Source organism: Bacteroidota bacterium, from assembly GCA_016720935.1.
Lineage (GTDB): Bacteria > Bacteroidota > Bacteroidia > AKYH767-A > 2013-40CM-41-45 > JADKJP01.
On the sequence record JADKJP010000006.1, the window covers coordinates 338,128 to 357,383 of the forward strand.

General features: G+C 40.8%; 18 protein-coding genes. 12 read left to right on the forward strand and 6 right to left on the reverse strand.

Features of this window, described 5'->3' with window-relative positions; all coding sequences use genetic code 11:
• Positions 1 to 74 precede the first annotated feature (74 nt).
• Positions 75 to 1,226, forward strand: a complete 1,152-nt coding sequence (locus IPP86_09725; GenBank protein ID MBL0138794.1) for a sigma-54-dependent Fis family transcriptional regulator — start codon at positions 75 to 77, stop codon at positions 1,224 to 1,226.
• Positions 1,227 to 1,246: 20 nt separating this feature from the next.
• Positions 1,247 to 2,155, forward strand: coding sequence for a hypothetical protein (locus IPP86_09730; GenBank protein MBL0138795.1), 909 nt, complete (start codon positions 1,247 to 1,249; stop codon positions 2,153 to 2,155).
• A gap of 140 nt (positions 2,156 to 2,295) precedes the next feature.
• Here the strand turns inward: IPP86_09730 and alaS are convergent, their stop codons facing one another.
• On the reverse strand, positions 2,296 to 4,908 hold the full coding sequence (gene alaS / locus IPP86_09735; protein ID MBL0138796.1) for an alanine--tRNA ligase: 2,613 nt from the start codon (positions 4,906 to 4,908) through the stop codon (positions 2,296 to 2,298).
• A gap of 94 nt (positions 4,909 to 5,002) precedes the next feature.
• Here alaS and IPP86_09740 point away from each other — a divergent pair, with 94 nt between their 5' ends.
• From IPP86_09740 to IPP86_09750, 3 genes are all read left to right on the forward strand, one after another.
• Positions 5,003 to 5,974, forward strand: coding sequence for a M23 family metallopeptidase (locus tag IPP86_09740; protein MBL0138797.1), 972 nt, complete (start codon positions 5,003 to 5,005; stop codon positions 5,972 to 5,974).
• Between the two features lie 167 nt (positions 5,975 to 6,141).
• Entirely contained in the window at positions 6,142 to 6,603 is a 462-nt protein-coding gene (locus IPP86_09745) for a MerR family transcriptional regulator (protein MBL0138798.1), read from the forward strand.
• 80 nt (positions 6,604 to 6,683) lie between these two features.
• Positions 6,684 to 8,846 carry a S46 family peptidase gene (locus tag IPP86_09750; GenBank protein ID MBL0138799.1) on the forward strand — a complete coding sequence of 721 codons (2,163 nt, stop codon included), beginning with the start codon at positions 6,684 to 6,686 and terminating at the stop codon, positions 8,844 to 8,846.
• A 20-nt stretch (positions 8,847 to 8,866) separates the two neighbouring features.
• On the opposite strand, the gene rfaD is transcribed toward IPP86_09750, so the two are convergent.
• The 3 genes from rfaD to mqnB all read right to left on the reverse strand — a co-directional run bounded on the left by rfaD (position 8,867) and on the right by mqnB (position 11,386).
• Positions 8,867 to 9,832, reverse strand: a complete 966-nt coding sequence (gene rfaD / locus IPP86_09755) for an ADP-glyceromanno-heptose 6-epimerase (GenBank protein MBL0138800.1) — start codon at positions 9,830 to 9,832, stop codon at positions 8,867 to 8,869.
• Positions 9,833 to 9,906: 74 nt separating this feature from the next.
• A complete protein-coding gene (locus tag IPP86_09760) occupies positions 9,907 to 10,803 on the reverse strand; it encodes a 1,4-dihydroxy-6-naphthoate synthase (GenBank protein ID MBL0138801.1) in 897 nt (298 codons plus the stop codon).
• The gene (gene mqnB / locus IPP86_09765; protein ID MBL0138802.1) at positions 10,769 to 11,386 is read right to left on the reverse strand and encodes a futalosine hydrolase; all 618 of its coding nucleotides are present in this window, start codon (positions 11,384 to 11,386) and stop codon (positions 10,769 to 10,771) included. Before mqnB ends, IPP86_09760 begins: the two co-directional genes overlap by 35 nt.
• Before the next feature lie 73 nt (positions 11,387 to 11,459).
• On the opposite strand from mqnB, the gene IPP86_09770 reads away from it, so the two are divergent.
• The 7 genes from IPP86_09770 to IPP86_09800 all read left to right on the forward strand — a co-directional run bounded on the left by IPP86_09770 (position 11,460) and on the right by IPP86_09800 (position 17,605).
• Positions 11,460 to 11,873: a 6-carboxytetrahydropterin synthase gene (locus IPP86_09770; protein ID MBL0138803.1), complete on the forward strand. Its 414-nt coding sequence runs from the start codon at positions 11,460 to 11,462 to the stop codon at positions 11,871 to 11,873.
• A 32-nt stretch (positions 11,874 to 11,905) separates the two neighbouring features.
• Complete coding sequence (gene folE / locus IPP86_09775) at positions 11,906 to 12,523, forward strand: GTP cyclohydrolase I FolE (protein ID MBL0138804.1); 618 nt, start codon at positions 11,906 to 11,908, stop codon at positions 12,521 to 12,523.
• A 126-nt stretch (positions 12,524 to 12,649) separates the two neighbouring features.
• Entirely contained in the window at positions 12,650 to 13,390 is a 741-nt protein-coding gene (locus IPP86_09780) for a Bax inhibitor-1/YccA family protein (GenBank protein MBL0138805.1), read from the forward strand.
• Between the two features lie 165 nt (positions 13,391 to 13,555).
• On the forward strand, positions 13,556 to 14,443 hold the full coding sequence (gene fabD / locus IPP86_09785; GenBank protein ID MBL0138806.1) for an ACP S-malonyltransferase: 888 nt from the start codon (positions 13,556 to 13,558) through the stop codon (positions 14,441 to 14,443).
• 45 nt (positions 14,444 to 14,488) lie between these two features.
• Complete coding sequence (locus IPP86_09790) at positions 14,489 to 16,024, forward strand: GH3 auxin-responsive promoter family protein (protein ID MBL0138807.1); 1,536 nt, start codon at positions 14,489 to 14,491, stop codon at positions 16,022 to 16,024.
• Positions 16,021 to 16,809 carry a hypothetical protein gene (locus tag IPP86_09795; protein ID MBL0138808.1) on the forward strand — a complete coding sequence of 263 codons (789 nt, stop codon included), beginning with the start codon at positions 16,021 to 16,023 and terminating at the stop codon, positions 16,807 to 16,809. The genes IPP86_09790 and IPP86_09795 overlap by 4 nt, the downstream gene beginning before the upstream one ends.
• 181 nt (positions 16,810 to 16,990) lie before the next feature.
• A complete protein-coding gene (locus tag IPP86_09800) occupies positions 16,991 to 17,605 on the forward strand; it encodes a deoxynucleoside kinase (GenBank protein MBL0138809.1) in 615 nt (204 codons plus the stop codon).
• 153 nt (positions 17,606 to 17,758) lie between these two features.
• On the opposite strand, the gene IPP86_09805 is transcribed toward IPP86_09800, so the two are convergent.
• Both IPP86_09805 and IPP86_09810 read right to left on the reverse strand, forming a co-directional pair.
• The gene (locus IPP86_09805; protein MBL0138810.1) at positions 17,759 to 18,121 is read right to left on the reverse strand and encodes a hypothetical protein; all 363 of its coding nucleotides are present in this window, start codon (positions 18,119 to 18,121) and stop codon (positions 17,759 to 17,761) included.
• Between the two features lie 45 nt (positions 18,122 to 18,166).
• A complete protein-coding gene (locus IPP86_09810; GenBank protein MBL0138811.1) occupies positions 18,167 to 19,069 on the reverse strand; it encodes a flavin reductase family protein in 903 nt (300 codons plus the stop codon).
• Between the last annotated feature and the right edge of the window lie 187 nt (positions 19,070 to 19,256).

Sequence of the window (19,256 nt, forward strand, 5' to 3'; positions counted from 1 at the left end):
TGCGAAAACTGCTTCAGGGAAATCACGTTGTTTTTGTATTTTAGCAGAACGAAAACAGAGATATCCTTCCCTCCATGCCCAGAATTCTGATTATTGATGATGAAAAAGCGATCCGCAACACTTTGCGGGAAATTTTGCAGTATGAAAAATTTGAAGTGGATGAAGCAGGTGATGGCGCCGAAGGCTTGAAAAAGGTAGAAAGCAGTTCGTTCGATCTTGTACTTTGCGATATTAAAATGCCCAAGATGGATGGACTGGAGGTGCTTGCTAAATTGCAGGAACTCAACCCGGACTTGCCTGTTGTTATGATCAGCGGTCATGGTACGATTGAAACAGCTGTGGATGCTATCAAAAGTGGAGCATTTGATTATATCGCCAAACCGCCTGATCTAAACCGCTTGCTTGTTACGGTCCGAAACGCGCTTGACAGATCTTCACTGATCAGTGAAACCAAGACTTTAAAACGAAAAGTTTTCAAAACCCGGGAGATGATTGGGAAGTCAGAGCAAATTTCACAGATCAAATCCATGATCGACAAAGTAGCTCCTACAGATGCTCGAGTGTTGATAACAGGAAGTAACGGTACGGGTAAGGAACTTGTTGCTCGCTGGATTCATGAAAAAAGTCAGCGTGCTACCGGACCACTCATTGAAGTGAATTGCGCCGCAATCCCGTCTGAATTGATCGAGAGCGAATTGTTTGGTCACGAAAAAGGCGCGTTTACTTCCGCGATAAAGCAAAGGATCGGAAAATTTGAACAGGCGAATAATGGAACACTTTTTCTGGATGAAATCGGTGATATGAGTCTTTCCGCGCAGGCGAAAGTTTTGCGTGCTTTGCAGGAAAATAAAATCACCAGGGTTGGAGGGGAGAAGGAAATCCAGGTGAGTCCGCGTGTATTAGCCGCAACCAATAAAGACCTGAAAGCTGAAATTGAAAAAGGAAATTTCCGTGAAGATTTGTATCATCGTTTAAGCGTGATTGTAATTCATGTACCTTCCCTCAAAGAAAGAAAGGATGATATTCCGATCCTTGCCGAACATTTTGTGAAGGAAATATGTGAAGATTACGGGATGCCACTGAAAAGTTTTTCAGCGGATGCTTTGAACGCTCTTCAATCGAAAGCCTGGACAGGAAATATCCGGGAACTGAGGAATGTTATCGAACGACTGGTGATTTTATCAGATAAAAAAATTACTGAAAAGGAAGTGAATACATTTGCATAATCATTCAATACAAATAATTTATGTCAGCAAAAATTAAAACAGTTCGCAGATTTACCCAGCGGTATAAAAATTACAGCTTTTCAGAATTGATGAACAAAGCTGATGAAGAGTTCCTGGAATTGGTTGTTGAAATGGATGATCAGGGTAATATCCTTTCAGAATCAAAATTTGATAATGACGGTGAACTTGAAGAGCGGAATACCTATGTGTATTCGAAATTGGGTAAACTTCAGGAGCATATTTTATTGTATGCCATAGACGATGTGACCGAGCGGAGAGTACTCAAACGTGATGAGAAAGGACTGTTGCTGGAAGAGACGAAATATTATGGAGATGACGCGGGTGAACGTGCGGAATATGCTTATGATGAAAAGGAAAACATTATTAGCGTCAAACGTTTTGATGAAGAAGGAGATTTCGATGTTCGTGAAGAAATGAAATACGATGACAAAGGCAGCCTTATTGAAAGAACCAAATACGATAAGGATGAAAAAGTTGTAGAACGATTGTCGTTTGCTTTGGATTCTGCTTCCAATGAAGTAGAAGAAATGGAGTATTTCCCGGATGGAAAAATCAAAACGAAAACATTGATTAAGCTTAACGAGAAAGGAAAAGAGATCTCCTCTGTTCAGACAACGCCTGACGGTAAATTAATTTCCGCTGTGAAAACAGTTTATGATGATCGCGATAATGTTATTGAACGTCATTACAAGGATTTTTATTCCAAGTCAATCCGCTACTCTTATGATGAACAGGATCGTTTAATTACCCAGGAGCTGTACGATGGAAGCGGAATGTTGTTGAAGAAAAATATTTATGAGTATGACGATGCCGGTAATATTATTGCTGAACAAACTTTTGAAATCGATACATCCCGCGGCGGAGGCGACAAACACTTCGGAACGCGTTATGAATATGATATGTATTGAGGGGAGTTGGGGTGGGAGATAAATTGGTTGTTGGTTGTCGGTTGTTGGTGGTTGGTTGTTAGGTGTTAGTTGTTAGTTATAAATACTGAGAGTGCAGTATAACTCATAATTCATAACTCATAACTCATAATTCACAACTCTCAACTCAGGCCTAAAACCAGACTTCTCCCTTTTTCCAGGGCCTTTTCAATTCCATCCGGATTTTTTCCACCTGCTGTCGCATAGAAAGGTTGTCCACCACCGCCACCCTGAATTTCTTTACTGAGTTCACGAATGATGTTCATCGCGTTCAGGTTTTTATCCTTGATCAGAGTGTCGGAAATAATGAGCGACAAATGAGCTTTGCCGTCGATCTCAGCACCTGCTAAGAAAAACAAGTTGTTAACCTGATTTTTTAATTCGAAAGAAATATTCTTGATAGCTTCAGCCGTAGGTAAATCGAGTTTGTCGACGATGAGATTGATGCCGTTTATTTCTTTGGCTTTCAAAATCAATTCGTTTTTGATTCCCTGCGCTTTCTGAGAAACAAACTGATTCATTTTCTCCTGTAAAGCGGAATTTTCCTCCAGCAATTGTTTGACTCTTTCCGTAAGATCTTTCGGGTTTTTCAAAAGCTCATTGAGCTGATTTAATTTTTCTTCCTGTTGTTTAAAATACTCATCGGCTTTGTCGGCAGTAATTGCTTCGATTCGTCGAACTCCGGCTGCGACTGCTCCCTCAGAAACGATTTTAAACAATCCGATTTGTCCGGTTGAGGCCACGTGTGTTCCTCCGCAGAGTTCACGGGAGTATTCCTGATCAAACGTAATCACACGAACATATTCCCCGTATTTTTCTCCAAACAGAGCAGTAGCACCCATGTCCAGCGCTTTTTGTACGGGTACGTTTCTTTGTTCCTCCAGGCGGATATTTTCTCTGATTTTTTCATTCACCATTCGCTCGATCTGTGCAATTTCATCATCAGTTACTTTGCTGAAATGTGAAAAGTCAAAACGGGTTTGCTCCGCATTTACAAGTGATCCTTTTTGATTCACATGTTCGCCAAGAACACGTTTCAGAGCGGAATGCATCAGGTGTGTCGCGGAGTGATTGTTGGTGATCATTCTTCTGCTTTCTTTATCAATACTTGCATGAAATTTTGCAAGCAAATCTTCCGGTAACCGATCGCAGAAATGAATGATCAGGTTATTTTCTTTTTGTGTATCGGTAATGATAATTTTCTCATTTGCCGAAACCAATGAACCTGTATCTCCGATCTGGCCGCCGCTTTCAGCATAGAATGGAGTCTTGTTCAGCACAAGCTGATATTGAACCTTGTTTTTCGATTTGACTTTACGGTATTTGAGAATAACACAATCACATTCGAATTCGTCATAGCCTACAAATTCAACACCACTTTCATCACGGAGTACCACCCAATCATCCGTGTCCATACTTCCTGCAGCACGGGATCTTTCTTTTTGTTGTTCGAGACATTTGTGAAAACCATCCATATCGACATCCTTGCCGGATTCTCTTGCCATCAGTTGTGTCAGGTCGATCGGGAAGCCGAAGGTGTCGTATAGTTCAAATGCAAATTCTCCGGTAATGTTTTTGTTTTTATTCTCTTCAAATTTCCGGATACCTGTTTCAAGTGTACGAAGGAAGCCCTGCTCTTCTTCATGGATGACACGCTGGATAAAATCCTGTTGTGATTTTACTTCCGGGAATACATCCCTGAATTGATCAGCAAGCAGCGGAACGAGTTTATTGAGGAAGGGTTCCTTGAAATTCAGGAAGGTGAAAGCATAACGAACAGCACGACGAAGAATTCGTCGGATTACATAACCGGCTTTGTTATTACTTGGCAACTGTCCGTCTCCGATTGCAAAGGTGATTGCACGGATGTGATCAACCATAACTCGCATAGCGATATCCGTTTTTTCATCGGAGCCATATTTGATTCCTGAACGAGTCGCGATAAACTGGATGAGCGGTTGGAATACGTCGGTATCATAGTTGGAAGTTTTACCCTGCAAAGCCATACACAAACGTTCGAAACCCATTCCTGTGTCAACATGTCGTGCCGGAAGTGGCTCCAGGCTGCTGTCCGCTTTACGATTGAATTCCATGAATACATTGTTCCAGATTTCAATCACCTGTGGGTGGCTTGCATTGACCAACGATTTTCCATCCAGCTTCTTTCTTTCTTCTTCGGAACGCAGGTCCACATGTATTTCCGTACAGGGTCCACAAGGTCCCTGATCTCCCATTTCCCAGAAATTATCTTTTTTGTTCCCACGAAGGATCCGGTCTTCAGCGATAAGCGCTTTCCAGCAATCGTAACTTTCCTGATCGAAAGCCAGATTTTCTTTTGCATCACCTTCAAAAACGGTGACGTATAATCGGTCTTTAGGCAACTTATAAATTTCGGTGAGTAGTTCCCAGCTCCAGGAAATGGCTTCTTTTTTAAAATAATCTCCGAAGGACCAGTTCCCCAGCATTTCGAACATCGTATGATGGTAGGTATCAATACCAACTTCTTCGAGATCATTGTGTTTGCCTGAAACTCGGAGACACTTTTGAGTATTGGCGATTCGTTTGTACTTTACAGGACTATTGCCAAGGAACATGTCTTTGAACTGATTCATTCCTGCATTTGTAAACATCAGGGTGGGGTCGTTTTTAACGACCATGGGTGCGGATGGGACAATCTGGTGTCCCTTACTGCGGAAAAATTCCAGAAATGCGGTTCTGATCTCAGCGGAAGTCATCATTGGAGTATTGTGATAAATGCCTCAAGGGCTTATATTTGCATGAAATTTATAATCCTGCGAAGATAATCAGGAAACCTGTACCTGCGAAAAAATGGCAAACGTAAAGTATCATTTCAACACGCACAGCCTCAAGTATGAGCGCGTTGTCGTCACCTGGAGGAAGCGTCTGTTGCGCGTTCTGGGTTGGCTGGCAACAGCTGTAGTGTTTGGTGCTTTGATCATGCTTTTCGCTTACAACTTTTTTGATTCACCGAAAGAAAAACGATTGCGCAGACAGCTTGATGAAACCACCTATCAGCTTGAATTGCTGAAACAGCGCTCGGAGCAAATTGATGCTGTGCTGAGTGATATCCAGGAACGCGACAATACAATTTACAGGGTTATCTTTGAAGCGGAACCGATTCCATCTTCGATACGTGAAGCAGGATATGGTGGTATCGACCGGTACAAAGCTTTGCGTGACAATTACGATTCAGATTTGATTATTGATGTCACCAAAAAGATAGACAAGCTTTCCAAGCAACTTTATGTACAGTCTAAGTCTTATGATGAAGTCTGGGAACTTGTGAAGAACAAGGCCACTATGCTTGCTTCCATTCCTGCCATTCAGCCTGTAGCGAACAAAGACCTGACTCGCGTAGCTTCCGGTTATGGTATGAGGGTGCATCCGATTTACAAGACGGTGAAAATGCATACCGGCATGGATTTTACAGCTCCTGTCGGAACCGAAATACATGCAACCGGTACAGGTACTGTAACCAAAGTAGAATATGATGGAAGAGGTTATGGGAATAATGTGATCATCAATCACGGTTACGGATATGAGACGTTGTACGGTCACATGAGTCGTGTCACAGTAAGGCCGGGACAAAAAATCAGCCGTGGTGATTTGATTGGATACGTGGGGAATTCCGGAACTTCTACCGGTCCCCATTTGCATTATGAAGTCAGGAAAAATAACAATCCGGTGAATCCGGTGAACTTCTATTACAGTGATCTTACTCCGGAGGAATACGAGAGAATGCTGGAAATTTCTGCCAGAGCCGGACAATCCTTCGACTAATCATGCAGCCCTCTGGCTTTTGATTTCGGCCGGAAGCATGATCCTGGTTTCATTTTTTTTTTTCAACTTACTGATACTCACCGACACCTGTTTATAACCACGGTACCGGTACTTTCGGATGTTTGAATAAATTGCTATATTCGTACACTACCTTATATTTCAAAGTTATGCCGTATAAAGAGAAAGAAATAGAGAAATTGTATTACACCATCGGTGAAGTAGCTTCCATGTTTGATGTAAATACTTCCCACATTCGTTTTTGGTCAAAAGAGTTTGATATCATCAAGCCTGCGACCAACAAAAAAGGAAATCGTCTTTATACGCACAGCGATATTGAAAATTTCAAAAAGATCTATCATTTGGTGAAAGAGAAAGGTTTTACTCTCAAAGGAGCGAAAACTGAATTAAAGGAAATGAAAGGTCGTCCGAAGGAAGAAGAAGTAGTTGCTGTGAGTGAAATTGAAACAGACAAGCTGAGTGATAATCCGGTACATGTTCCTTTTTCGACGCTTGAGATTCCATTTGGAGATGATTTCGTTGACAAGATGGCAATGAAAAGCTCATTGGAAAAGATCAAGTCAACACTGATGGATATCCAGAGAGAACTCACCGTACTTGAAGAAAGATAAAAAAAACTAAAATGATTTAAAAGCCTGCCGTAAGGCGGGCTTTTTTATTGGGTATTTTTGTTCATACATTTCACAAGATCATGGGTGCATTCAGAAAAATTATCCTGCCGATTCTGATTTTTTTTACAATTCTTTCTTCAGCGAAGGAAGGTATGTGGCTTCCAAATCTGTTGGAAGAAATGAATGAAAAGGATATGCAAGCGCTCGGAATGAAAATTTCCGCGGAGGATATATACAGTATAAATCATAGCAGTATCAAAGATGCAGTTGTGCAATTTGGCGGCGGATGTACAGGAGAAATAGTTTCGAATGAAGGTCTTCTGATAACCAATCATCATTGCGGATTCAGCCAGATCCAGTCTATTAGTTCCCTTGAAGTTAATTTTCTGAAAGATGGTTTTTGGGCTAAAACAAGAGAAGATGAAATTCCCTGTCCCGGACTAACAGCTACATTTATTATTGAGATCAGGGATGTAACACTAAACATATTGCCATTTCTTTCAGATTCATTGACTGAAAAAGATAGAACTAATCTGGTTAAACAAATTGCGGACAGTCTGGAAAGAAGTGCAGTGGATGGGACACATTACAAAGCATCCACGAAATCATTCTTCCATGGGAATAAATACTACATGTTCATTACTGAAGTCTTTCGTGACATCCGTTATGTGGGTGCGCCTCCCCTGGACATCGCAAAATTCGGTGGTGAGTCCGACAATTGGTTATGGCCAAGAGAGCAGGCTGATTTTTCATTATGGCGAATTTATGCCGGAAGTGATAATAAGCCGGCTGATTATTCAAAGGATAATAAACCGTTTCGTCCCCGGTACTTTTTCCCGGTGAACATTGGTGGAGTGAGATCCGGTGATTTCACAATGGTTCTTGGATTTCCGGGCAAGACAAATTTGTATGCAACGAGTGATGCACTTGGGATGATTTATTCCCAGACAAATCCTGACAAAGTCAATATCCGAGATGTGAAATTGAAAATCTGGGAGCAGGCGATGGCTCAGAATGATACAGTGCAATTGCAATATTCCAGTAAGTATAAAACTGTGGTTAATTATTATAAAAAGTGGAAGTACGAAAATGCGGGAATTGAAAAATTCGATGTGATTTCGAAACGGCAAAAGCTCGAGGATGAGTTTATTTCCTGGACAAAATCCAATCCTGAAAGATCAAAGGAATATGGCCATGTGTTGGAGGATTACCGGTCAGTGCTTGTTCGGGGAAAAGCATACAGCTTCTTAAATGATTATACAACGGAAGCATTGATGGGAATCGAGCTGGTGAATTATGTAAATACTTTTCGCGGGCTTATTGAAGGCAATTTCAGAGACAGTTTGGGTCTTCAAAAAGTAAATATGCTGGCGGAAAAATTGAAAAAAGGAATTTCTGGCTCCTTTAAAAATTATGCTCCCGCCCTTGATGAAAAGATGTGTGCGGCAATGCTTGAATTGTGCTGGAAAAATCTGCCGGACACATCTCGTCCCGCAATTTTTGATAAAATCAAGCAAGAGTATTCTCTGGATTTTAAGCGCTATGCTCATGATGTATATTCAACATCAATTTTTCTACAGCGGAGTAAGCTGGCGGATGTGCTCGAAAATTTTGATTCCACAAAAGCCATTTTACTCAGCAAAGATCCAGCGTGGATACTTTCCGCTGATATTTTGAGTTATCAGAAAATGAAAGTTCAGCCGGGCTATGACTTATACATGGAAGAGTCTTCTGCTATCCAACGGAAATTTATGAAAGGAATTCTGGAGATGAAAAAGGGAGAGAAATTATCTCCGGATGCAAATTCCACATTGAGGCTTTCCTACGGAACAGTGCAGGGTTTTACAAAATCAAAGAAGTATAAAACATACCTGACGACCCTTGATGATATACTTAAAAATGAAGGGAAGAATGCTACGGAATATCATGTTTCAGATCAATTGAAAGCGCTCATTTCAAAAAAAGATTTCGGACGATATGCCTTTCATGGAACTGTACCGGTGAATTTTCTTTCATCCAATCATACTACCAATGGAAACTCTGGGAGTCCGGTATTGAATGCAAAAGGAGAATTAATTGGTGTCAATTTTGACCGGGCATCAGAAGGAATGGTTAGTGACCTGATGTATGATGAAAATTCCGGGAGAAATATCTCTGTGGATATCCGTTATGTTTTATTTCTGATAGAAAAAGTTGGCAAACTTGATCGCCTGATTTCAGAAATGAAAATTGTCAACGATTGAGGGTCGGAAAGAACGATTTTCTAGAGATAACGATTCGGTTCCAGATAATTCACAACGTAGTCACGAATTCCTTCTTCAAGAGTGTAAAATGGTTTTTCGTACCCAATGCTGATTAATTTTCGCATATCGGCTTCAGTGTAATATTGGTATTTATCACGGATGTCGGCTGGCGTATCGATGAATTCAATATTCTCCTCTTTTCCCATCGCGGCAAATGTGTTTTTGGCAAGGGAAAGAAATGTTCTGGCCTTTCCTGAACCCAGATTATAAATGCCGGAATTTTTTCGGTGGTTGAGAAGAAAAAGGCAAACACTGCAAACATCTTTGACATACACGAAATCTCTGAGTTGTTCTCCATCCCGGTATTCAGATTTGTGAGAACGGAAGAGTTTCATTTTTCCATTTTTCAGAATTTGCTGAAAGGCATGAAAAATTACTGAAGCCATTCGGCCTTTGTGATATTCATTTGGTCCGTATACATTGAAAAATTTCAGTCCGGCCCAGAAAAATGGTTTCTTTTCCTGCTTCAGCGCCCATTTGTCAAAATCGTTTTTAGAATCTCCATAGGGATTCAAGGGCACGAGTTTTTCTATGATGTCGTGATCGTCTTTGTAACCAAATTCTCCGTTTCCATATGTTGCGGCAGACGAAGCATACACCAATGGCAATCCGAATTCCACACAGGCATTCCAGACTTCTTTTGAATAATTAAGATTGAGCTCATCGAAAATTGCTTTGTTGAACTCGGTTGTATCCGTTCTGGCGCCGATGTGAAAAATCATTTGAACAAAGCGGTGATTGTTTTTTAGCCAGGAATGAAATTCCGACCGTTCAACTATAGCAGAAACTTTTTTATTGGAAAGATTGGCGTCCTTTTCGTGTTTGCTGAAATCGTCAACAATGACAATGTCATTATAACCTTCTTCTAAAAGACGTCCTACAAGACAACTGCCGATAAAACCTGCTGCTCCGGTAACGATGATCATAACTGAATTTTATTATTCGTTCGCAAGGTAAGCACAATGTAGTATTTCCCCAATAAAGCGTGCTGCTAAATCGATCAGCTTACAAAGAGGTCCTTCAATTCAGCTTTCAGCATTCCTGTTTCTTTCCCTTTGCTGAAGAGAAGACGGATAGCATCTTTTCCTTTTTCACCCAGGTCGATGGAATATTGATTTACATACAAGTCAATGTGTTTTTGTCTCACCGAAGGATCCATTTCCTGCGCATGGGCGCAAACGTAATCCACGCTTTCGTCAGGATGTTTGAATGCGAATTCAACACTTTCTTTCACGAGTTGATTGATCTGAGATTTTATTTCTGAAGGAAAATTTCTTCTCACAGCTATTCCGCCAAGGGGAATTGCCTGTCCGGTTGATTTTTCCCAGAGCTCACCCAGATCCGCGATTTTCACCAGACCTTTTTGCTCATAGGTAAATCTGTTTTCGTGGATGATCACTCCCGCATCAGTTTCTCCGGAAATGACAGCATTTTCAATCGCGGAAAAAATCATCTCCTTCTTTACTTTAACATTAGGATAGAAGATACTAAAAAGAAAATTCGCTGTCGTATTTTTTCCCGGTATCGCGACTGATGTAAAATCCAATTCAGGATGTGAGCTGCTCTGTCTTGCAATGAACAAAGGACCGACACCATTTCCAAGAGCGCTACCGGCGGTGAGCAATTGATAGTCGCTGTTCACCTGTGCATAGGCATGGAAGCTAAGTTTGGTTACATCCAGTTCATTGCGGAAAGCCATCTGGTTGAGTTTTTCCACATCTTCAAGGACAGGTTCAAATTGAAAACCACGGGTATCAATCTTGTTATGTACAAGTGCATCGAAAATGAACGTGTCATTCGGGCAAGGGGAGTACCCGATTTTTATTATTTTTTCTTTGGACAAAATCCGGTTCCTTTTCAGTTTAAATTTTTTCCAGTAATTCCGCGACAGTGGCATTTAGTTTACCGAGAGCCAGCGGAATATCCCATGCATCTTTATTTCTCTTTTCAACATAATTCGAAATTGATCGAAGTTGCAGAGCCGGGATATTTTCTTTTCCGCAAACATAAAAGAATGCGGCACCTTCCATTGTTTCAATTTGTGGATGCAATCGTTTGCAGATGTTTGCAATAGAATTTTCATTCCCATGCACAGTATTTACTGTGATTGCCCTGACTTTCCGGAATGAGCTAAATAAGGGATTTTCATTTTCATCAAGATTTATGAAAATATCGATTCCTTCCAGGCCCATTTCTTTCAGGCTAAGAAAATGGTTGTCATCTTCAGCGCCAAGTTCTGAGAACAAGTCTTCTGTCACCCGAACGATTTCGCCAATCTGAATGCCGCGGTCAAAACTGCCGGCCAGGCCAATATTGATAGCAAGGTCGTAGGTTTTGTCCTGTAATTTTCGTGTTAATGCATGCGTGGTGGCAACCATTCCTACACCGGTGATAAGGGTATCCACCTGGTTTTTTCGAAACCAGGTCGTTTCCAGGGAGCCCATTTCATTTTCGGTGGCAGAAACCAGCAAAATTTTCATATTGCAAAGATAGGACACACTTTTCCGATCCTGTGTATTGAAAATGTATCTTTGTAAACATTTTACACATTCGATGGTTTATATAACTAGAAAAGAATCTTTTAGCGCGGCACATAAACTGGCGCGTCCCGACTGGAGTGTTGAGAAAAACGAAGACGTTTTTGGCAAATGTTCGAACCCAAACTGGCATGGTCACAATTATCAGTTATGGGTTACTGTTAAGGGTGAAGTGAATCCTGAAACAGGGTTTGTCGCCAATCTTGCAGAGATCAGTGTGCTTTTGAAAAAATATGTCCTTGACAAAGTGGATCATAAAAATCTGAATATTGATGTTGATTTCATGCAGGGAAAACTAAGTTCCACAGAGGTCCTTGCTATCGAAATCTGGAAACAGCTTGAACAACCCATCAATGCTCTGGGATGTGCTTTACATTGTATCAAGGTACAGGAGACGGATAAAAATTATGTGGAGTATTTTGGAAATTAAAACCCCTATCACTTATGGCAATAGACAAAAATATGCTTGAAGAAAATGAGATGGACGGTTACGCGAAGATTGATCAATACAATCCCCAGCTCGTTGAAAAAATTTCAAAAAATTACGCATCAACGATTGAGTTAATAGGGGAGGATGTTAGTCGTGATGGTTTGATGAAAACACCAGAGCGCGCCGCTAAAGCAATCCAGTTTCTCACTCACGGTTACGATCTGGATCCTGCCGGAATATTGAAATCCGCGCTTTTTCATGACGATTATAAGCAAATGGTCATTGTGAAAGATATCGAGATTTATTCCATGTGTGAACATCATCTTCTGCCATTTTTCGGCAAGGCTCATGTAGCTTATATACCGAATGGTTGCATAGTTGGTTTGAGCAAAATTCCCAGGATTGTTGACGCTTTTGCGCGTCGTTTACAGGTTCAGGAAAGGCTGACTACTGAAATCAGGGATTGCATTCAGGATACGCTGAAACCCCTCGGTGTTGCTGTCGTTATAGAGGCGAAACATTTGTGCATGTTGATGCGAGGGATTCAGAAGCAGAATTCTGTCGCAACGACCTCCGCTTTTACCGGTGAATTTGAAAATGAAAAGACCAGGGCAGAGTTTATCCGTCTGATTTCTGCCAATCTTTCATGAATTGACAAAAGGCAGGGTTTTTGAGTAAAAAGCCTGACAAAATCATTTAAAAATTGCATTAAAAACCGGAATGAAGTTTCCGGACTGAAATCAGTATATTTGTATTCTCAAAATCAAAATTGAAATATGGAAAACAACAATAGTAATTGGAATTTTAACACTGTACAGCAAACTCAGGTTGGACAACAACCGATTGCGAAAACCTTTATGGCCAGTGTATTTTCCTGGATGGGCATCGCGCTTGCGATTTCGGCGATTACATCTTATGTTTTTGGTACGAATGAAAGTTACATGAGCTACCTCATCAGCGCTGAAGGAAGAGGTCTTTCAGGTTTAGGTTATGTGGTTATGTTTGCGCCACTTGGTTTTGTGCTGTTGATGGGTCTTGGTTTTAACCGCATGTCATCCACTGCGCTCACAGGAGTGTTCCTGATTTATTCGGTAATCATGGGAATCAGTCTTAGCTTTATATTCCTTGCTTATACTCACGGAATGATATTCCAGGTCTTTTTTATTAGTGCCGCAATGTTTGGTACAATGGCAGTTCTGGGATATACTACCAAAACTGATCTCACCAAACTTGGAAACATTCTAATCATGGCTTTGATTGGAATTGTAATTGCCGGTCTGGTAAATATGTTCATGAGAAGTGATGCATTGGGATATGCGATTAGTTTTATCGCGGTGATTGTATTCACAGGACTGACAGCTTATGATGTTCAAAAGCTTAAGAATATCGGAGCGAATGTTGAAAGCGGATCAGAAAGTGCTGCGAAACTGAGCATTCTTGGAGCATTAACTTTGTATCTTGATTTCATCAACCTGTTTCTTGCTCTGCTCCGAATTTTCGGTGGTAGAAGAAATTAAAATAACATTTATCTGATTATCAGGCTCCGGATTATTCCGGAGCTTTTTTTTTCTCCTGCAATGGAATTTGGTTATTTTTGAAAAGGAACTTTTACTTATATTGGTGAAAAATAGATCAACATTAAGCATCCATAAATAATTCATTAAAAATTATCTTATACCTGTATGAAGCGCGCATATCTTTTTCCGGGCCAGGGCTCACAATTTGTGGGGATGGGCAAAGACTTATACGATTCCGGCAATGAAGCCATGGAGATGTTTGAGCAAGCCAACGAAATCCTCGGTTTTCGAATCACAGATTTAATGTTTTCCGGAACTGATGAGGACCTGAAGCAGACCCGTGTGACACAACCATCGATATTTTTACATTCTGTTATTCTTTCCCGGAGTATGGGAAATACATTTTTGCCTGACATGGTTGCCGGTCATTCCCTTGGAGAGTTTTCGTCACTTGTTGCAAACAGAGCATTAACATTTGAAGACGGACTTCGCCTTGTGAAGGCTCGTGCTTTCGCGATGCAGAAGGCTTGTGAGGTACAGCCATCCACTATGGCAGCGATCCTGAATCTTGATGATAAAGTTGTAGAAGATATTTGCGCTGAAATTTCCGCAGGAGGACATGTTGTTGTTGCCGCGAATTACAATTGTCCGGGGCAATTGGTCATTTCCGGTTCTATTGAAGGTGTCAACATTGCTTGTGAAAAGATGAAAGCTGCCGGAGCAAAACGAGCTTTGGTTTTACCTGTTGGGGGAGCTTTTCACTCGCCTCTGATGGAACCCGCGCGCGCCGAACTTGCGGAAGCAATTCGCAGCACACATTTTTCAAGTCCGATTTGTCCGGTTTATCAAAATGTGAATGCCATGCCTGTGACAAATCCGGATGAAATTCGCAGCAATCTTGTGGCGCAACTAACCGGTCCGGTTCGTTGGACTCAAACCATCCAGAATATGATTGTGGATGGTGCTACCCATTTTGTAGAGGTTGGGCCGGGAAAAGTTTTACAGGGACTCGTAAAGAAAATCAATAAGGATATGGATGCTGTTTCAGCCTGAAAAGTAAATTTCATTCCCTGTAAGAATTGACAAATAAACCATCGCATGCCCATTTTAAATTCCATACTTAGCTGGTTGATGAAACAACGGATCCATCAGATCGAGTTGTTCATGAAGTATCCTCACGAGGTACAGCAAGACTGGTTTAATAAACTAATCGAATCCGCCAGAAATACGGAATGGGGGCTTAGTTTTGATTACAAATCCATTCGTACTATATCCGATTTTAAAAATCGAGTACCTGTTCAGAACTACGAAACACTAAATCCTTTCATTCAACGTTTAATGAAAGGCGAGCAGAATATTCTCTGGCCCACGGATGTGAAATGGTTTGCGAAATCTTCAGGTACAACAGCCGGGAAGAGCAAATTTATTCCTGTAAGCCAGGAAGCGATGGAGGAATGTCATTTCAAGGGTGGAAAAGATTTACTCGCGATTTATTGCAACAATAATCCTGAGACATTGATGTTTTCAGGCAAGGGACTTGCATTGGGAGGAAGTCACCAATTAAACATTGACAGGAACGATTCCTTTCATGGTGATATTTCCGCCATCCTTTTGCAGAACCTTCCATTCTGGGTACAATGGATCAGAACTCCTGATTTATCCATTGCATTAATGGATAATTGGGAAGAAAAGATTGAAAAGATGGTGAAGGCAACCTTGCCTGAGAATGTGACCAATATCAGTGGAGTACCAACCTGGACTCTCGTTCTCGCCAGAAGGATTCTTGAAGTGACCGGTAAGAAAAATTTGCTGGAAGTGTGGCCCAATCTTGAATTGTTTGTTCATGGTGCCGTGAGTTTTACTCCTTACAAGGATCAGTTTCAGCAATTGATTCCATCCGGTACATTTAATTATTTGGAAACATATAATGCATCAGAAGGTTTTTTTGGAATTCAGGATCGATTGCGTTCTGATGAAATGCTCCTGATGCTGGATTATGGCGTATTCTATGAATTCATGCCTTTGTCGGAATATGGTAAGGAGGATCCAATTACAATTCAACTTGACGAAGTCGAATTGAACAAGAATTACGCTGTGGTAATTTCAACCAATGCAGGTTTGTGGAGATATATTATCGGTGACACGATTAAATTCACATGTAAAGATCCTTATCGAATAAAGATCACCGGTAGAACAAAATTATTCATCAATGCTTTTGGGGAAGAGGTGATTATTGAAAATTCTGACAATGCAATCCGTGTGGCTTGTGAAAAAACGGGAGCGCTTGTGAGAGATTATACTGTTGCACCGGTTTATTTTTCGGATGGTGAAAATGGCGCTCACGAATGGATGATTGAATTTGAAAAAGCTCCGCTGAGCCTGGAGTACTTTGTAGATGTTTTGGATACTGCATTGAAATCGCTGAATTCCGATTATGAAGCGAAGCGTTACAAGGATATGGCTTTGAGGTTCCCGATTGTTCATCAGGTACCTCAGGGGACATTTTACAATTGGCTAAAATTCAAAGGAAAGCTTGGTGGTCAGCATAAAGTTCCACGATTGTGCAATGACCGTGTGTTCATTGATGAAATCGCGGAAGTTATGCGACAGATGAAATCTGTACACAACTCATGAAGCAATTCATTCTCATTATTTATTTATTCTTTGCTGCTTCCCGGACTTCCGAAGATTATGTCCTGATACATCAGATTCCATTCGAGCATGTAAAATGCATTACTACGGATAATCTTGGGAATGCATTTGTAATTGTAGGCAATCAGTTGCTGCAATTTGATGGGGGAGGAAAGCCGAAAGCAAATTTCATGGAGAAAAATCTTGGAGAGTTGCGTTCAGTGGATGCTTCGAACCCAATGAAAATAGAACTTTTTTATCCTGATTTCGGACAAATTATTTTATTAAACTCCAATCTGGCTGTTCAATCTACGATCAATTTACGAAATCTGGGAATTATTCAGCCCGTACTTTCTTGTCATTCAATGGTTGATGGTTACTGGATTTTTGATTTGCAGGATTATCAATTGAAGAAAGTCAGCCTGGATCTGCAAGTATCGTTTCAGAGTGGAGATATCCGGAAATGGGGGCAAGGCAAGATGTCTCCAAACTTTATGCTGGAAGCGGAGGGATTTGTTTATTTGAACGATCCCTTGAATGGAATCTTAGTATTCGACCGATATGGAACGTTTTATAAAACCATCCCGATTCCCGGTTTAAAATCATTTCAGATAATTGAAAACGAACTGCTCTATCTGAAAGAAGGACGTTGTAACGCGTTTCATCTGAAAAAACTTGAAGATCGGCCGATACTATTGCCAGCAGCTGATTCGGTACTGAGCGTAAGAATTGAACAGCGGGAACTTTATTTATTAACAAGTGACTCTTTGAGTTTTTATTCTTTTTAGATTCGCATCAATTGTATCAACAAATAAAATTACATAAAAAGACATGGCTTCAAAACCCGTCACCCTTAAGAAAAGCGCTTCAAAATCTACTGTGAAAGCTACGGATAAAACTCCCGCACCAAAAACCACCACGGTGAAGTCCACTGAAAAATATTCGCCAACGAAAAAACAACTGGCACCGTTGCACATCGCGATTGCCGGAAACATTGGCGCAGGCAAAACTACACTGGCAACTTTGCTTGCAAAGAATTTGAAATGGGAACCCCATTATGAAGATGTGGATGACAATCCTTATCTGAACGATTTTTATGATGACATGCAACGCTGGTCATTCAACCTTCAGATTTACTTCCTCAATTCCCGTTTTGAACAAATCACAAAAATTCGTCAAAGCGGAAAAACAGTTATCCAGGATCGTACTATTTACGAGGATGCTAACATATTTGCACCAAACCTGCATGCTATGGGTTTGATGACAACAAGGGATTTCAATAACTATCAGAGTTTGTTCAATCTGATGAATAAGTTTGTTTCACCTCCGGATTTATTGATCTATCTGCGAGGCAGTGTTCCGACACTGGTTAATCAAATTGCCCGTCGCGGCCGTGATTATGAGAATTCTATCCGTATTGACTACTTGAAAAGACTCAACGAGCGTTACGAAGCATGGATTTCTACTTATGACCAGGGTAAGTTATTGGTGATTGATATTGATGATCTGAACTTTGCTGATAATCCGGAAGATCTGGGAAAAATCATCAACCGGATCAATGCAGAAATTAACGGTCTGTTTTAAACGATTATAAAAAATTAAAAAAATCCTCCGATACCGGGGGATTTTTTTTTGGATGATTGCCTGATGCGGAATTTCGGGGTCTTGAATATTGCTCTGAATTTACCTGCAGAAACAGATCCGTGGTAAGGGCTTGAGTTGTTCAGCAGGTGAAACTTAAATCGGAGGAAGCACTGCCCACAAGGCTACGGCAGAAAGCACATTTCCTAATGCCAGAGGGATGAATGATTTTTTTACTTCGATCCTGAAGATAGCGCTTGTCAGAAAAACCTCGGTAAGTGTAGAACCAATCAGAACAAACATCATTAAAAAGGATATGCTTACCGTTGTAAACGCGGAACTTAGAATGAGTGTTGATACAAGGGCGATGATATTTCCTACAAGCGAAATCAGGAATGCTTTAGAGAAGGAAAAGTGAAGGAAGAATCGGATCATGATCCATTCCAGTAAGAAAACGGTGAAAGGAATGTACCAGTGCTGCTGGAGAACGGTAGCGATAATTTTGGGCGCGAAACTCATTCGGAGGATTGGTTGTTTTCAGTGTTGGCCAAATATACAAATATATTATTCCAAATTAAGTCCGGCTAACAGCACCTTCCAGGCTTCTTCTACATGACCCTTGTCAAGTAAAGTTTTCGCAAGTTCATGAATCTTCAAAATGAATATTTCCGGATGGTGTCCAAATCTTTGTTTTAGTTCTTTCATGAAATCCCTGTGAGAGAATTCAATGATTGATTCTTTGTCAGGCAGTTGATGAACATTGCCAAGTTGCCCGAGATTGTTTCCGGTGAGAATTGTACTCAGTCGAATGGATTCCGGTATTTGATCTACGCCGATTCCCAGAGCACTGTTCGGTTTTGCCACTTCGAAAATGGAAGAGCCGGAAGCCCTGCAATAGTAGTCGCCACCCATTCGTGCAACCAGATCAATTTTATGGATATCGATTTTATTTTCCGGTGTAAGTACACTTTCGGAAATGTGCATTCTCAGAATTTCACAAATGATCAGGTTTGCCGCGCCACCTTCATTACCTGTTTCTTTTACTTCCAATACTTTGCATTCCATCTGCACAGGAGATTCTTTCACCCTGAAAGGACGTATCAACTCTGATGGGATCGGTGTAAATCCGGATTTAACGAATTCATTTACACCTTTCGGATATTCAGTACTGGAAAGAGACATTTGCTGGACCATGGCATAGTTGACCACATTGATCACCACCTCCATGGTCTCATAGATATTTTCAAGGGTGTGTTTGATGGTATTGTCACGAACCCGACGTGCAGGTGAAAAAACAATCACAGGTGGATTGCTTCCAAATGCATTGAAAAAACTAAAGGGGGATAAATTGGGGACTCCATTTTTATCTACTGTACTGGCAAAAGCAATTGGCCTTGGGGCAATTGCTCCCAGCATGTAACTATGAAAAATACTGGTCTTTATTTCTTTTGGATTGATCGTCAGCATGGCTCAGATTCTGTCCGGCAAATGTAACAATCTGTATTTGCATTACAGGAGCTTATATTCATCTATGCTTTTTTATGATTTGCCAAAAAAAATGAATAATTCCTTGTCCGGCTGATCTTTTCAGGTCGAAGCAATACATATTTATATAAATTTATACTCAGGTTGCAATTGCTTTCCTTGTTGTTCT

Bases quoted from the DNA above. Each gene is read 5' to 3' on its own strand.
- IPP86_09725 (MBL0138794.1), top strand. From the start codon at position 75: ATGCCCAGAATTCTGATTATTGATGATGAAAAAGCGATCCGCAACACT.
- IPP86_09730 (MBL0138795.1), top strand. From the start codon at position 1,247: ATGTCAGCAAAAATTAAAACAGTTCGCAGATTTACCCAGCGGTATAAA.
- alaS (MBL0138796.1), bottom strand. From the start codon at position 4,908: ATGACTTCCGCTGAGATCAGAACCGCATTTCTGGAATTTTTCCGCAGT.
- IPP86_09740 (MBL0138797.1), top strand. From the start codon at position 5,003: ATGGCAAACGTAAAGTATCATTTCAACACGCACAGCCTCAAGTATGAG.
- IPP86_09745 (MBL0138798.1), top strand. From the start codon at position 6,142: ATGCCGTATAAAGAGAAAGAAATAGAGAAATTGTATTACACCATCGGT.
- IPP86_09750 (MBL0138799.1), top strand. From the start codon at position 6,684: ATGGGTGCATTCAGAAAAATTATCCTGCCGATTCTGATTTTTTTTACA.
- rfaD (MBL0138800.1), bottom strand. From the start codon at position 9,832: ATGATCATCGTTACCGGAGCAGCAGGTTTTATCGGCAGTTGTCTTGTA.
- IPP86_09760 (MBL0138801.1), bottom strand. From the start codon at position 10,803: ATGCCACTGTCGCGGAATTACTGGAAAAAATTTAAACTGAAAAGGAAC.
- mqnB (MBL0138802.1), bottom strand. From the start codon at position 11,386: ATGAAAATTTTGCTGGTTTCTGCCACCGAAAATGAAATGGGCTCCCTG.
- IPP86_09770 (MBL0138803.1), top strand. From the start codon at position 11,460: ATGGTTTATATAACTAGAAAAGAATCTTTTAGCGCGGCACATAAACTG.
- folE (MBL0138804.1), top strand. From the start codon at position 11,906: ATGCTTGAAGAAAATGAGATGGACGGTTACGCGAAGATTGATCAATAC.
- IPP86_09780 (MBL0138805.1), top strand. From the start codon at position 12,650: ATGGAAAACAACAATAGTAATTGGAATTTTAACACTGTACAGCAAACT.
- fabD (MBL0138806.1), top strand. From the start codon at position 13,556: ATGAAGCGCGCATATCTTTTTCCGGGCCAGGGCTCACAATTTGTGGGG.
- IPP86_09790 (MBL0138807.1), top strand. From the start codon at position 14,489: ATGCCCATTTTAAATTCCATACTTAGCTGGTTGATGAAACAACGGATC.
- IPP86_09795 (MBL0138808.1), top strand. From the start codon at position 16,021: ATGAAGCAATTCATTCTCATTATTTATTTATTCTTTGCTGCTTCCCGG.
- IPP86_09805 (MBL0138810.1), bottom strand. From the start codon at position 18,121: ATGAGTTTCGCGCCCAAAATTATCGCTACCGTTCTCCAGCAGCACTGG.
- IPP86_09810 (MBL0138811.1), bottom strand. From the start codon at position 19,069: ATGCTGACGATCAATCCAAAAGAAATAAAGACCAGTATTTTTCATAGT.